The 12385-nt window shown below is 59.1% G+C and carries 13 protein-coding genes; 6 read left to right on the forward strand and 7 right to left on the reverse strand.

Annotation, left to right across the window (positions count from 1 at the left end; translation table 11 throughout):
• Positions 1 to 248: 248 nt before the first annotated feature.
• Positions 249 to 1607, reverse strand: coding sequence for a lytic polysaccharide monooxygenase (locus tag NL64_RS29310; RefSeq protein WP_034146688.1), 1359 nt, complete (start codon positions 1605 to 1607; stop codon positions 249 to 251).
• Positions 1608 to 1959: 352 nt separating this feature from the next.
• Between NL64_RS29310 and NL64_RS03100 the strand changes: the two genes are divergently transcribed.
• Genes NL64_RS03100 through NL64_RS03110 form a run of 3 tightly spaced genes read left to right on the forward strand, consistent with a single transcriptional unit; the run spans position 1960 to position 7435 of the window.
• On the forward strand, positions 1960 to 3204 hold the full coding sequence (locus NL64_RS03100) for an exonuclease SbcCD subunit D C-terminal domain-containing protein (RefSeq protein ID WP_034146689.1): 1245 nt from the start codon (positions 1960 to 1962) through the stop codon (positions 3202 to 3204).
• On the forward strand, positions 3201 to 6842 hold the full coding sequence (locus NL64_RS03105; protein WP_034146690.1) for an AAA family ATPase: 3642 nt from the start codon (positions 3201 to 3203) through the stop codon (positions 6840 to 6842). The genes NL64_RS03100 and NL64_RS03105 overlap by 4 nt, the downstream gene beginning before the upstream one ends.
• Complete coding sequence (locus NL64_RS03110) at positions 6839 to 7435, forward strand: glutathione S-transferase (RefSeq protein ID WP_034146691.1); 597 nt, start codon at positions 6839 to 6841, stop codon at positions 7433 to 7435. The genes NL64_RS03105 and NL64_RS03110 overlap by 4 nt, the downstream gene beginning before the upstream one ends.
• 115 nt (positions 7436 to 7550) lie before the next feature.
• Here the strand turns inward: NL64_RS03110 and NL64_RS03115 are convergent, their stop codons facing one another.
• From NL64_RS03115 to NL64_RS03135, 6 genes are all read right to left on the reverse strand, one after another.
• Positions 7551 to 7808 carry a hypothetical protein gene (locus tag NL64_RS03115; protein ID WP_034146692.1) on the reverse strand — a complete coding sequence of 86 codons (258 nt, stop codon included), beginning with the start codon at positions 7806 to 7808 and terminating at the stop codon, positions 7551 to 7553.
• Positions 7805 to 8017: a hypothetical protein gene (locus tag NL64_RS03120; RefSeq protein ID WP_034146693.1), complete on the reverse strand. Its 213-nt coding sequence runs from the start codon at positions 8015 to 8017 to the stop codon at positions 7805 to 7807. The genes NL64_RS03115 and NL64_RS03120 overlap by 4 nt, the downstream gene beginning before the upstream one ends.
• A gap of 115 nt (positions 8018 to 8132) precedes the next feature.
• Positions 8133 to 8258 carry a hypothetical protein gene (locus NL64_RS30875; protein ID WP_263386248.1) on the reverse strand — a complete coding sequence of 42 codons (126 nt, stop codon included), beginning with the start codon at positions 8256 to 8258 and terminating at the stop codon, positions 8133 to 8135.
• Between the two features lie 207 nt (positions 8259 to 8465).
• Positions 8466 to 8645, reverse strand: a complete 180-nt coding sequence (locus NL64_RS03125) for a hypothetical protein (RefSeq protein ID WP_034146694.1) — start codon at positions 8643 to 8645, stop codon at positions 8466 to 8468.
• A gap of 156 nt (positions 8646 to 8801) precedes the next feature.
• Positions 8802 to 9971 (reverse strand): lactonase family protein, encoded by a 1170-nt coding sequence (locus NL64_RS03130; RefSeq protein WP_034146695.1) that lies wholly within the window; start codon positions 9969 to 9971, stop codon positions 8802 to 8804.
• A complete protein-coding gene (locus NL64_RS03135) occupies positions 9964 to 10302 on the reverse strand; it encodes a DUF5629 family protein (RefSeq protein ID WP_034146696.1) in 339 nt (112 codons plus the stop codon). The genes NL64_RS03130 and NL64_RS03135 overlap by 8 nt, the downstream gene beginning before the upstream one ends.
• 216 nt (positions 10303 to 10518) lie before the next feature.
• Here NL64_RS03135 and NL64_RS03140 point away from each other — a divergent pair, with 216 nt between their 5' ends.
• From NL64_RS03140 to NL64_RS03150, 3 genes are all read left to right on the forward strand, one after another.
• A complete protein-coding gene (locus NL64_RS03140; RefSeq protein ID WP_034146697.1) occupies positions 10519 to 11049 on the forward strand; it encodes a tetratricopeptide repeat protein in 531 nt (176 codons plus the stop codon).
• A 66-nt stretch (positions 11050 to 11115) separates the two neighbouring features.
• Positions 11116 to 11601 carry an RNA polymerase sigma factor gene (locus tag NL64_RS03145; protein ID WP_080757846.1) on the forward strand — a complete coding sequence of 162 codons (486 nt, stop codon included), beginning with the start codon at positions 11116 to 11118 and terminating at the stop codon, positions 11599 to 11601.
• Positions 11598 to 12359: an anti-sigma factor family protein gene (locus NL64_RS03150; protein ID WP_034146699.1), complete on the forward strand. Its 762-nt coding sequence runs from the start codon at positions 11598 to 11600 to the stop codon at positions 12357 to 12359. Before NL64_RS03145 ends, NL64_RS03150 begins: the two co-directional genes overlap by 4 nt.
• The last annotated feature ends 26 nt before the right edge of the window (positions 12360 to 12385 follow it).

Raw genomic sequence — 12385 nt, forward strand, 5'->3', positions numbered from 1 at the left:
TGACCCGGTGTCCTTGAAAAAACGGTGTATCCGAATCTAGGGCCGCTTCGCAGCCCAGCGGGAGCAAGCTCCCTCGCCACAGGTTAGTGGTGTTTCAAGATCCGGTCGGTGATAGCTGCTTTCCGCCGCTTTATCCCAAGTAAAAACAAAAGATCGCAGCCTGCGGCAGCTCCTACAGGTCATCCGCCGAGTAGGGGCTGCCGCAGGCTGCGATCTTCAGGGTCGTTCAGCCACTCACAATAAATCCGTCACTTGGTGAGTTCTGCCCAAAGCACGTTGTCACCCACCCCGGGGGCCCAGTCTGTTGTATATGACGTATGTCTCTGCTTGCAGGACCATTTCTTTTCACTATGGCGCACCTCAGCACCTACCTCATAGAGGGTGTCCAGCTTCCACGCTGGTTTTGCACCCCCTTCACCCTGGGTACTTACACTCAGGACATTACTTTGTGCTGACAACCTGCCATTCAGGTCACGCGCTCTCACGGAGTAGCGATAGGCGGTGTCTGGCGTGAGGCCGGAGTCGTCGTAAGTGGTCTGACTGGCGCCCACGGATCTGACTTCAACGCCGTCACGGTAGATCAGGTAGTCCATGATTCGCGCCGAGCCCGTGGACGCTCCCCACATCAGGCTGATACTTCGTTCGGTCTGACGCATGCTGTGCAAGTTCGTCGGCGCGGTGGGGCCTGTTCCACCTTCGGGCAAGGTGTGCACTTGAATGGGTCGGCTTTGCGCAGAGACATTTCCGAGATCATCGACTGCACTGACGGCATAGTTGTACAAGGTTTCAGGCGCCACACTGTTATCGGTAAACGTAAGGTTCGGCGCGACGACTTCGACGAAAAAGCCTCCATTACGCGAAATACGGTAGGCGACAATCGGATGCGGACCGGCTGCTGCATTCCATTTCAACACCACCTGTTTGTCAGTGACCGTTTCAGCGGCCAGCCCGGTCGGCGTTTCGGGACGTTCACCGCCCCCGTCCGGCGGCACGAAATTAAGATCGACCACCTGATAAAAAGCCATCGATGTATTGGCAACTTCCCATACGGCCAGGCATACATGGTATCCGTCACGCTTGGGCAGTGGGACGCTATGGATGGTGGGTGAAGCGGGCAGCATCTGCTCGCCGTGGGCCCAATGCGGTTGCAGATTAATTTGCACTGTATAAAACGGCTCAGCTTCAAACTGCGCGCGCGACAACACTTCGTCAGGGTTCCAACCGTCCTTCGTCAAGAAATAGTTCCAGCGCCGAGAGGAGTGCTTCGCGCTGAAAAACCAGGAAAAATCCAGTATTTCGCCACTACGCACATCATGCTTTTGCCAGTGACTTCCTGGCTCGTCCAGCCAGGCGCCGGTCAGCTGATTTGCACTGGCAATTTTGCCATCTGGAGGCGGCGGGACGTTGGCATCGTCATCTTTGGCAAAGGCATCTCTGATTCCGCCGGCAGTCAGAGGAAAAAATTTACCGGACTCGCGTTGATTCAAGGCTCCTTCGTCGAGCCTCCCGGCCAGCCATTCAAAATGTGCCCGCGAAGAGGGTGAAAAAACATGGGCATGACGCGGGTTGTTGCTTCGACTGATAGTGTTCGGACGACGTTGTGACATGATCATTCTCCATTAAAAATCGTTGCAGCTTCGATAGTCCCTAAATCACATGTGACGCCCCAACCACATCAGTCACTGCTCGACCAACCTCACCTTTCTATTGAAAGGCGCATTCCGTCACTTGCACTGTAAGGCTCCATGCTCACATTCAGTAGATACCCGGTCTGCGAGAGTGACCACTGACAGAACTGACAGGAAGGGACAGACGGTCGCAAGTTTTTCTCACTGTTTGCCGTCGTGGTGACCGACAAAGGTGTTCAGCAACCACAGTCGTTTGCCAGTAAACTCTCTGCCCTTTCGCCGCTGTCATCTTTCCTCGCGGCCATCACCTTTTTATGTAGCGGAGTTGCCCTTGCGTCTGTTTCACACCTCCGACTGGCACCTCGGGCAGAACCTGCACGGCCAGGATCGCGATTTCGAGCACGGTTGCTTTCTCGACTGGCTGTTGCGTCAGCTCAAACTGGATCAGCCCGATGTGCTGCTGATCGCCGGCGACATCTTCGACACGGTCAACCCACCGGTCAAAGCCCAGGAACGCCTCTACGATTTCATCGTCAGCGCCCACGAACAACAGCCGTTGCTGACTATCGTGATGATTGCCGGCAACCACGATTCCGGCTCGCGAATCGAACTGCCCGCGCCCTTGATGCGCCGTTTGCGCACCCATGCGCTGGGTCGCGTGCTGTGGCTGGATGACGGGCAACTGGACGCCGAACGCCTCTTGCTGCCACTGCCCGATGCCCAAGGCGAAATTGCCGCGTGGTGCCTGGCGCTGCCGTTCCTGCGCCCGGCCGAAGTGACCGGCGCGCATTTGGGCGACAACTACCTGCGCGGCATCGGCCAGGTTCACGAGTGGCTGATCGAAGCGGCCAATGCCAAGCGCCAGCCGGGTCAGGCGCTGATTGCCATCAGCCATGCGCACATGGCCGGCGGTTCGGTGTCGGAAGACTCCGAGCGCAGCCTGATCATCGGCAACGCCGAAGCCCTGCCCGCCAGCCTGTTCGGGCCAACGATCAGCTACGTTGCCCTGGGCCATCTGCACAAGCCACAGAAGGTCAACGGCGAAGAACGCATTCGCTACAGTGGTTCGCCGATTCCGTTGTCGTTCTCCGAGATCGGCTATCAGCACCAGATTCTCGACATCACCCTCGACGGCGAAACCCTGCTCAGCGTCGAACCGAAACTGATTCCCCGCGCAGTCAATCTGCAACGGATCGGCCCTGCGCCATTGGCGGACATCTTGTTGCAACTGGCCGACCTGCCCAACATCGACCTGCTGGCCGACTACCAGCGCCAACCCTGGCTGGAAGTCCGTGTGCGCCTCGACGAGCCGCAGCCCGACTTGCGCCATCAAGTGGAAACTGCGCTGCAAGGCAAGGCCGTGCGTCTGGTGCGCATTGCGGCGGAATACGCGGGCAACGGCAGCCGCGAAGGCGCCGATGACGGTGCTGCATTGGTTGAACTGGACCAGCTCACGCCTCAAGAACTGTTCAGCCGCGCCTGGCAGGACAACTACGGCAGCGAGGTCGACGAGCAAACCCTGAAGGACTTTGCCGAACTGCTGCAGGACGTACAGATGGAGAGCGAACAGCCATGAAAATCCTCGCGATCCGCCTGAAAAACCTCGCCTCCCTGGCCGGCCCGTTTGAAATCGACTTCACCGCCGAACCCTTGGCCAGCGCCGGGTTGTTCGCCATTACCGGGCCGACCGGCGCGGGCAAAAGCACCTTGCTCGACGCCCTGTGCCTGGCGCTGTTCGGTGCCGTGCCGCGTCTGAACAACACCGGGCGCGACGCCAAGGTGCCGGACGCCGATGGCGAAATCGGCACCGGCGACCCGCGCACCCTGCTGCGTCGCGGTACCGGTGAAGGCTATGCCGAAGTGGATTTCGTCGGCGTCGATGGCCGCCGTTATCGCGCACGCTGGGAAGCCAACCGCGCCCGCGAAAAGGCTGGTGGCAAGCTGCAAGCCAGTCGCCAGAGCCTGCGCGATATCGATCAGGATCAACTGCTGGCGAGCCAGAAAGGTGAATACAAAGCTCAACTCGAAACCGCACTGGGCCTGAACTTCGAACAGTTCACCCGCGCCGTGCTGCTCGCGCAAAGCGAGTTCAGCGCGTTCCTCAAGGCGGACGACAACGACCGTAGCGAACTGCTGGAAAAACTCACTGATACCGCGCTTTACACACGACTGGGTCGCCGCGCCTTCGACAAGACCAAAGAAGCCCGCGAAGCCCACAAGCTGTTGCAGGATCAGGCCAGCGGTGTCACACCGCTGTCGCCCGAGGCCCGCGCCGAACTCGACGAACGCTTCAACGCCGCGCAACAACAACAGAAGTTACAACAGGCGCAACTCAAGCAGCTTGAGCTTCAGGACGCCTGGCTGAAAGAACTGCGCCGTTTGCATGACGCGCAACTGGCCGCCGCCGAACAACTGCACGGTGCCCAACAAACCTGGGAAAGCCTGTCCGGCGAGCGCTTGAAACTGACCCGCCTCGAACAGCTCGCCCCGCAACGGCACCAGTTCGCCCGCAAGGCCGAGGTCGATTCGCTACTGACGCCCCTGGCAGCGCAAATTGCCCAACATACCCGGCAGCATGGCGAACTCAGCGAGCGTCAGGCACAACTGGAGCAACAGCTCAGCGTAACCCGGCTCGCCTTGAGCGAAGCGCAGCAACAGCAAACCGAATGCGCGCCGTTGTTGCGTCAGGCCTTTGAGGAACAAAGCACCCTCGCCCGCCTGGCCAAAGACGCCACCCTCAGCGCTGAAGCCAGGCACAACGCCGAACAGGCTTGCACCCAGGGCCAGAGCGCGATCCAGACCTTGCACGAGCAACAGACCCGAGCTGCCGAACACTTGCAGCGCATGGCGGCGGAGCTTGCACAAAGCGCTCATCTGGCGCCGTTGAGCCATGCCTGGAATGCTTACCGTGATCGTCTGCAACAGCTGATGTTGATCGGCAATCGACTGAACAAAGGTCAGGCCGAACTGGCGGGCCTGGAGCAAAACGCCACGCGAAGCACTGAAGCGCTCACCGCGCAGAAACAGCAACTGGAAGTGCTGTTCAAGGAGGCCGGCGCCGAACCGGATGCTGTCGCCGAGCAGATCGGCATTCTCGGCAGCCTGTTGCAGGACAACCGCAAGCAACTGCGTGCCATCGAGGACCTGACACGCCTCTGGGACCGCCAGCAAGACCTCGACAAACGTGGCGCCGAGCTGCAGCAACGCCAGATCGCCGCGCAACTGGAACGTGAGCGCCTGACGCAGGAAGGGGTAAAAGCCAAGGCTGAACTCGCCGTGGCTGAGCAGACCCTGACCGTCACCCGCGAACTGCTGGAGCGCCAGCGTCTGGCCCGCAGCGCCAGTGTCGAAGAGCTGCGCGCGCAGCTACAGGATGACCAGCCTTGCCCGGTCTGTGGCAGCAACGATCATCCTTATCATCAGCCCGAAGCGCTGTTGCAAAGCCTTGGCCGCCACGATGAAGGCGAACAGGCCACGGCACAAAAAGCGGTTGACCAGCTCAAGGAAAAGCTCACCGAACTGCGTGCGGAAGTGGGCGGACTGATCGCTCAGCAAAAGGAACTGCTGCAACAGCAGGAACACCTGGCGACCCAGCAGCAAGCGCTTGCGCCGAGCCTTGCAGCACATCCGTCAGCCGCGCAGCTACTGAATCAGGACACCGAACAACGCAGCGCCTGGCTCAGCCAGCAAAACAGTCAGTTGAACCAAAGCATCAGCCAGGATGAACAACGGCAAACCGCCCTGCTCACCCTGCAACAGGATGCGGCGCGCCTGACCCAACAATTGCGTCACGCCGAAACCGCGCACCAGCAAGCGGCCCAGCAGCTGGACAATCAACAGCGCGAGCTGGGCAACGATCGTCAGCGCCTGGACGAAGAACTCTGCGCGTTCGCCAGCCTCTTGCCGGCGGATACATTGGAAGCGCTTCGCGTTGAGCCCGCCGCGACCTTCATGCAGCTTGATCGACAGATCGCCGAGCGTCTGGCTCAACTTGATCAACAAAAGGAAGAGCTGACCGAACAGCAGCAGCGTCAGCAAAACCTCGAGAAGGAACAGGATCGGCAGCAGACCCGCGTGCAGCAACTGCAAACCGCCGAGCAGCAGTTCAAAGCCCTGGCCGAGCAACAACAGGCATGCCAGCACACCCTCGAACAGTTGCTCGGATCGCACAGCAGCGCCGAGCATTGGCAGCAGCAACTGGAACTGGCGGTAGAACAGGCGCGTAACGCTGAAACCACGACCGCCACGGAACTGCAAAACGTACTCACCCAACTCGTACGAATCGCCGCCGAGCTGAAAGCACAGCAAGAGCGTTTGCAAGCGCTGGAAAGCGAGAACGGCGAACTCGCCGGCAAAATCACCGACTGGCGCGCCCGCCATCCAGAACTGGATGACGGAGGTCTTGAAGACCTGCTGCGGATTGACGACGCCCAGGTCAGCGACCTGCGCCAACGCTTGCAGCACAGCGAAAAGGCCATTGAACAGGCCAGCGTCCTGGTACAAGAGCGCGACAAGCGTTTGCTCGATCATCAGGCGCAACATAACGGCAATCTGGACGACGAACAGCTCGCCAGCGCCCTCACCGAGTTGCAGAGCCAGTTCAACGTCAGCGAGCATCTATGCGCCGAACTGCGCGCCGAGCAGGCCGAAGACCAGCGCCGGCAGAACGCCAATCAGGCCCTCGCGCAACAAATCGCCGACGCCTACTCCGAGTACCAGCGCTGGGCGCGCTTGAACGCGTTGATCGGATCCGCCACCGGCGACACCTTCCGCAAGATCGCCCAGGCCTACAACCTCGACCTGCTGGTGCACCACGCCAACGTGCAGTTGCGGCAACTGGTGCGACGTTATCGCCTGAAACGCGGCGGCAGCATGTTGGGGTTGCTGGTGATGGACACCGAGATGGGCGACGAACTGCGCTCGGTGCATTCGTTGTCCGGCGGCGAGACGTTCCTGGTGTCGCTGGCCCTTGCTTTGGGCTTGGCGTCGATGGCGTCGAGCACGTTGAAAATCGAATCGTTGTTCATCGACGAAGGCTTCGGCAGCCTAGATCCGGAATCCCTGCAACTGGCCATGGACGCCCTCGACGGCTTGCAGGCTCAGGGACGCAAGGTCGCGGTGATTTCCCACGTGCAGGAAATGCATGAGCGAATTCCCGTGCAGATCCAGGTGCGCCGTCAAGGCAACGGCCTGAGCACGCTGGAGGTGAAATGACCACGCTGTATTCCTTCCGTCGCTGCCCGTACGCCATGCGGGCGCGCATGGCCCTGCGCTATTCGGGTGTCGCCGTGGATATCGTCGAAGTCAGTCTGAAGGCCAAGCCCGCCGAAATGCTTGCGCTGTCGAGCAAGGGCACGGTGCCGGTGCTGAGCGTTGACGGTCAGGTGATCGATGAAAGCCTGGCGATCATGCGCTGGGCACTGGCCCGGCACGATCCTCAGGATTGGTTGCTCAAGGATGATCCGCAGGGCCGCCAAGCGATTGCCGAGCTTATTGAAGAGAACGATCAGGTCTTCAAGCTGCATCTGAATCGCTACAAATACGCCGAGCGCTATCCCGAACAGCCGATGACGTTTTACCGCGCCGAGGGCGAAGTGTTTTTGCGTCGGCTCGATGAGTTGCTGGAGGGTCGCGATTATTTGCTGGCCGAACACCCGAGTCTGGCGGATGTGGCGCTGATGCCGTTCGTACGGCAATTCGCCCATGTTGATCGCGAGTGGTTTGCGCAGACGCCCTATCAACGATTGCAGGCCTGGTTGCAAAGGTTCCTGGAGTCTGAATTGTTCACATCAATCATGAAGAAATAACACGGCTTTCGTGGCGAGGGAGCTTGCTCCCGCTCGGCTGCGCAGCAGTCGTAGATTTTTTAGGGCCGCTTCGCGGCCCAGCGGGAGCAAGCTCCCTCGCCACAATGGTTAGTGCTTACGCCAGGACTTCGCACATGCCTAAGGCCGAGCAATCGACCTGGAACGGGCCAAAAAAACCTTCCTCAGGCTTGAGCGGTGGATTACCGGCAAGCATCCCCATGGCCTTGGCGGTCTCGATGTTGCGCGCGATGTTGTGGTTGGCCTCCATCGCCCGTGCCACCCCACCTATCGAACCTTGCCCGATCCCTAGCAACGAAAATCCATTAGTGATGAAAGCCAGGAAGGCGATGATCAACAGCTTGCATCTGTTCATGCTCCGCCGACTCCTGCAAGTTCAGCCTGATCGACCATCGCGTTTTGCGCACGGTGTTCAAACTGGATGCCAGGATGTGCGACTTGAATAGGCGCTTCGACAGATTGCCGCGACTGCGGCGAGAGGCTGATAACCAGCACCATGACCAGGTAAAGACCAATAGCCACATAGGCGCCGTGTTTGGCAGAAGTGATGATTGCGCGGGCCATGATGAACTCCGTGGACATGTTTCAGAGCCCACAGAATCGTTCAAAAAAGCATCAGCCACCAACAACGCCTGTCTATAACGATTATCAGCGGCGTTGATCATTAAGCCGCGCTATCTCAGTCTTCGATAAAACTCATCAAGCGCTCACGGGTAGCCTCAGGCTCACCGGAAATGGGCTCCGCTGCGGACAAAATCGGGGTGGAATAGAGAAACAGAAGTACCACAGCCAGACGCATTGCCATATTGTCGATCCTTTTCTAGTGAAGGAGTCAATAAATCCGCGTCAAATTTAAACCCGAGGCAATGTGATATCAAGCAATGGATTGATGGCAATATGATGCTGTCGTAAATGCGTTATGCAGGAGCGACATCACTTCAGTGCTTTTCCACCGTTAACGGTTGATCGGCAAGTGACTTCGCTCCTGCATAAAAGGTGCAGGGATAAACTTTCAGTGCTGGGTTTTGTGGTCCAGCGCGGCGTAAAAGTTGGCGCTCTGTTGCAGGTATTTCTGGGTGTAGCTCTGGGTGTGGGATTTTTTGTCGCTGATTTCAACGCTGGCACTGGCAGGCAGCGCAACGGTGGCAGAGATGGCGGACGCGGCGATTACGGAGAAGAGATTGAAGTTCATGTGGGTATTCCTCGGAGTCAGTTGGCTTGCTTGCCCGGTGGGGCCGTGAAGCAAACTTAACCCCCGAGGAACGAGGCCTTGAAATGCTTTGTAGCATTACCACATATCAGCCTCATTGATAGAAAGCTACAGGCCCCAAGAACCGGGGCCTGCGGTCTATTGTCGCACCAGAAACTTGAGGTCGCTCGGCGCGTCCATGGGCAGTTTCTGTACGGTTTTACCCAGCAAACCGGTCTTGGCATCGCGTTCGACGACGACAATCTGGTTGCTCTTCTGGTTGGCGATCAACAGAAACTTGCCACTCGGATCGAGGCTGAATTCCCGTGGATGGTCACCTTCCACTGCGCGTCGTTGCAATTCCTTGAGATGCCCGGTCGCCGGATCGATGGCAAATGTCAGCAGCTGATTGGCGGTGCCACGATTGCTGACGTAGAGGAACTTGCCATCGGTTGATGCGTGCAGCGCGGCCGCCGCCTTGTCCGAAACCGGCTGACCAGCCGCCAGATCGACCATCTGCGTTTGCTCAAGCGTGCCGTCGCGGTAATCGAATACCGCCACTTGCGCGCTCATTTCCATGGTCAGCCAGGCATGCTTGCCATCGGCGCTGAACAGCAAATGACGCGGTCCGCTGCCCGGTGGTAACTGCACGAACGCCGGCTTGGCCGGGGTCAATGGCAGATCGGGATTGGCCTTGGGATTGAAGTGGTAGACAAAAATCTTGTCTGCCCCCAAATCATTGGAGAACACGAACTTGCCGTCCGGCGAAGGGATCGTCGAATGCACATGCGCCGACATCTGCCGCTCGGGGTTTACCCTGCTGGCCGGGTGGCTGCTCATCTGCACCACCGGTTTGAGCGTGCCACCCGCGCCCACCGGCAACACTGCCAGGGTGCCGCCCGGATCTTCAGCCACCGAATAATTGCTGACGAACAAATGGCTGGCATCGGCGCTGAGGCTGGAATGGGTCGGCTCGTTGCCCAGGCTCTGCACCTGATTGATCAGGCTCAGTTCATGAGACTTGGGATCGATCGCATAACTGCTCACGCGCCCTACCGGATCGGCCTGGCCCGGACCGTTTTCATTGACCACGAACAACCGGCGCTGATCCTTGGACAGGGTCAGCCAGGACGGGTTTTCGCTGTTGATCACTTGCAGGGGTTTGCCGTTGATCTGGCCGGTGGCGCTATCGAAGTTCAGGCGATAGATGCCCTGGCTTTGGCCGGCGGTGTAGGAACCCACGAGCAATTGGTAATCGTCGGCGGAGGCGGACTGGACGCCCATTGCGCCGATGCTGCCGGCGATCAGCAGTGGCCAGAGGTTACGCATCCTCTTGGTCATCGTCGTCGTTATCGCCGCTGATGACGTCGCCGAGGCAGATCAAGCGGTGTTCGCCGCCGTTATCGTTGATCAGCCAACTTTGCAGAGTTGAATCGAAGGTGGCGGCCTGAACCTGCGCAGGGGTGAATTCCCAGTGCAGCGCGTTTCTACCGTCCATGCATTCGATATGCAGGTTGTCGTCTTCATCAAGGGCGAATTCAAAGGCGTGCAGCCCGTCGATTTCCACCATACCGCAGTGTTCGAGGGCATTGAGCAAAGTGTCTGTTTCAGCAGTCATGGCCGTAAATCTTTGAATGGGAAAGTCGCAATGATAGCTCATGCCCCCATTGATCGTTTACATCCCGCAACAGCGCGTTTGCAGCAAGCCTCACGCTGGCTCCACAAGCGTAAACCCTCGAATTGAGCTTTTTTATAAGGAACAGCCGAAACAAATGAATAATTGTCCACGCTGTGGTGTTCATGTTCGCTGGGCACCAAAAAGAGCTTTTGCGACCCGTTCGACGTCCCAAGCCCGATGACCTGTGGAGCCTTTTCCATGAATTGCCGATTTTCAATTTTCGCCGCGCCACTGGCGCTTTTCGTCGCGTTGTCCAGCACGTTGGCCCTGGCCAATGGCGAGGAAGACACACCCGCCAAACCCCAGTGCCCCAAAGGTCAGGTTTTCGACAGCAAGGCGCGCAAATGCGTCTTGCAGACCAGCAAACGAGTACCGGACGCCGACCGGACCGACTATGCCTATCAACTGGCCAAGGACGGGCGGTACGAAGAAGCCCTGACCCTGCTTGATACACTTCAGCAACCCGACACCGCCAAAGCCTTGAACTATCGCGGCTACGCCACGCGTAAACTGGGGCGCACCGATGAAGGTATCGGTTATTACCTGCAATCGGTCAAGCTCGACCCGCAGTACGCCAAGGTCCGCGAATACCTGGGCGAAGCCTACGTCATCAAGGGCCGGTTGGACCTGGCCAAGGAACAGTTGCAGCGCATCGAATCGATTTGCGGCAACACGTGCGAGGAGTATCAAGATCTCGCCGAAGCGATTAACGACTCATCGAAAACCTGACACCCCGAGCGGACGGAGGTCCCTATCGCCAGCGATCAGGCAATACGCACAGAACTGAGTCAGCACCTGGCGTGTTTATGGCGCTACGGCCTGCTGTTGTCTCGACAACGGCATGTCGCCGAAGACCTCGTGCAGGCGACCTGCGTACGGGCGCTGGAACGTGCCGGGCAGTATGTGGCGGGTACCCGCATGGATCGATGGCTGATGAGCATTCTGCATTCAATCTGGATCAACGAAGTGCGCGCACGCCGTGTGCGCCACGGCCAGGGCAGCATCGATGGAGAGGAAGTCTTGTCGTTCGACGGTGAACAGGTCGCGCAAACTCATGTCCTCGCGGCGCAGGTCATTCGCCGCGTCGACGCGTTACCCGAAGCCCAGCGTGAAACGGTGTTTCTGGCTTACGTCGAAGGCCTGTCCTACCGCGAAGTGGCCGAGGTGTTGCAAGTGCCCATTGGCACCGTGATGAGTCGCTTGGCAGCGGCCCGGGTAAAACTGGCCGAATACCCGCCGTTGCAAGCCGTGCCCAACCCTTTCACCGGAGAACGTCGATGAACGCGAAACTCTCGGATGAGCAACTGGTGGCCTACCTCGATAACCAGCTCGATACCGAACAGCGCCAGCGCATCGACGCCGCCATTGCCGAGGACCCGATGCTCGGTCTGCGCCTGCAATGGCTGAACCGCAGCAGCTTGCCGTTCAAGGATGCCTACAAGGATTTGAGTCGGCAGGCACCGGTCGATCGCCTGCAAGCCATGCTCGACACCCTGCCCTCGCCCGCCCGTCCGCAGCTCAGTCGACGCAGATTCCTCGCGGTCGCCGCCGGATTGGTGGTCAGTGGCGTCCTCGCGGACCGTCTTTTCCTCGGCTGGCAAGCCAGCCAGGAAGACAGCAATTGGCGCGGACTGGTCGCTGATTACATGGTGCTCTACGTGCCGCAAACCCTGGATCACTTGCCCAACGATGAAGCCGCGCAACAGTCGCAACTGCGCACCATCGATACGCTCCTGGGCTTGAACCTGAAACCGGCGCAACTGACCCTGCCACGGGCAGAATTCAAACGCGCGCAAATCCTCGAATACGATGGCGTGCCGATCGCCCAGATCACCTACCTGGACCCAGTCCACGGGCCTATGGCGTTGTGTGTGACGCTGTCCGACACGGGCAGTCGGCATTTTGCCCGGGAACGTCGGCACGGGATGAACATTGTCCATTGGGCGGACATGCAGCATGCGTGGATGCTGATCGGGCGAAACCCGGTGACGGAGCTGGAGGCCATGGCCAAGACATTGCGCGGCCGCCTGAGTGCATGATCAATCGCCACCTGTGGCGAGGGAGC

This window comes from Pseudomonas fluorescens, assembly GCF_000802965.1.
In the GTDB taxonomy this organism is placed as follows: domain Bacteria; phylum Pseudomonadota; class Gammaproteobacteria; order Pseudomonadales; family Pseudomonadaceae; genus Aquipseudomonas; species Aquipseudomonas fluorescens_A.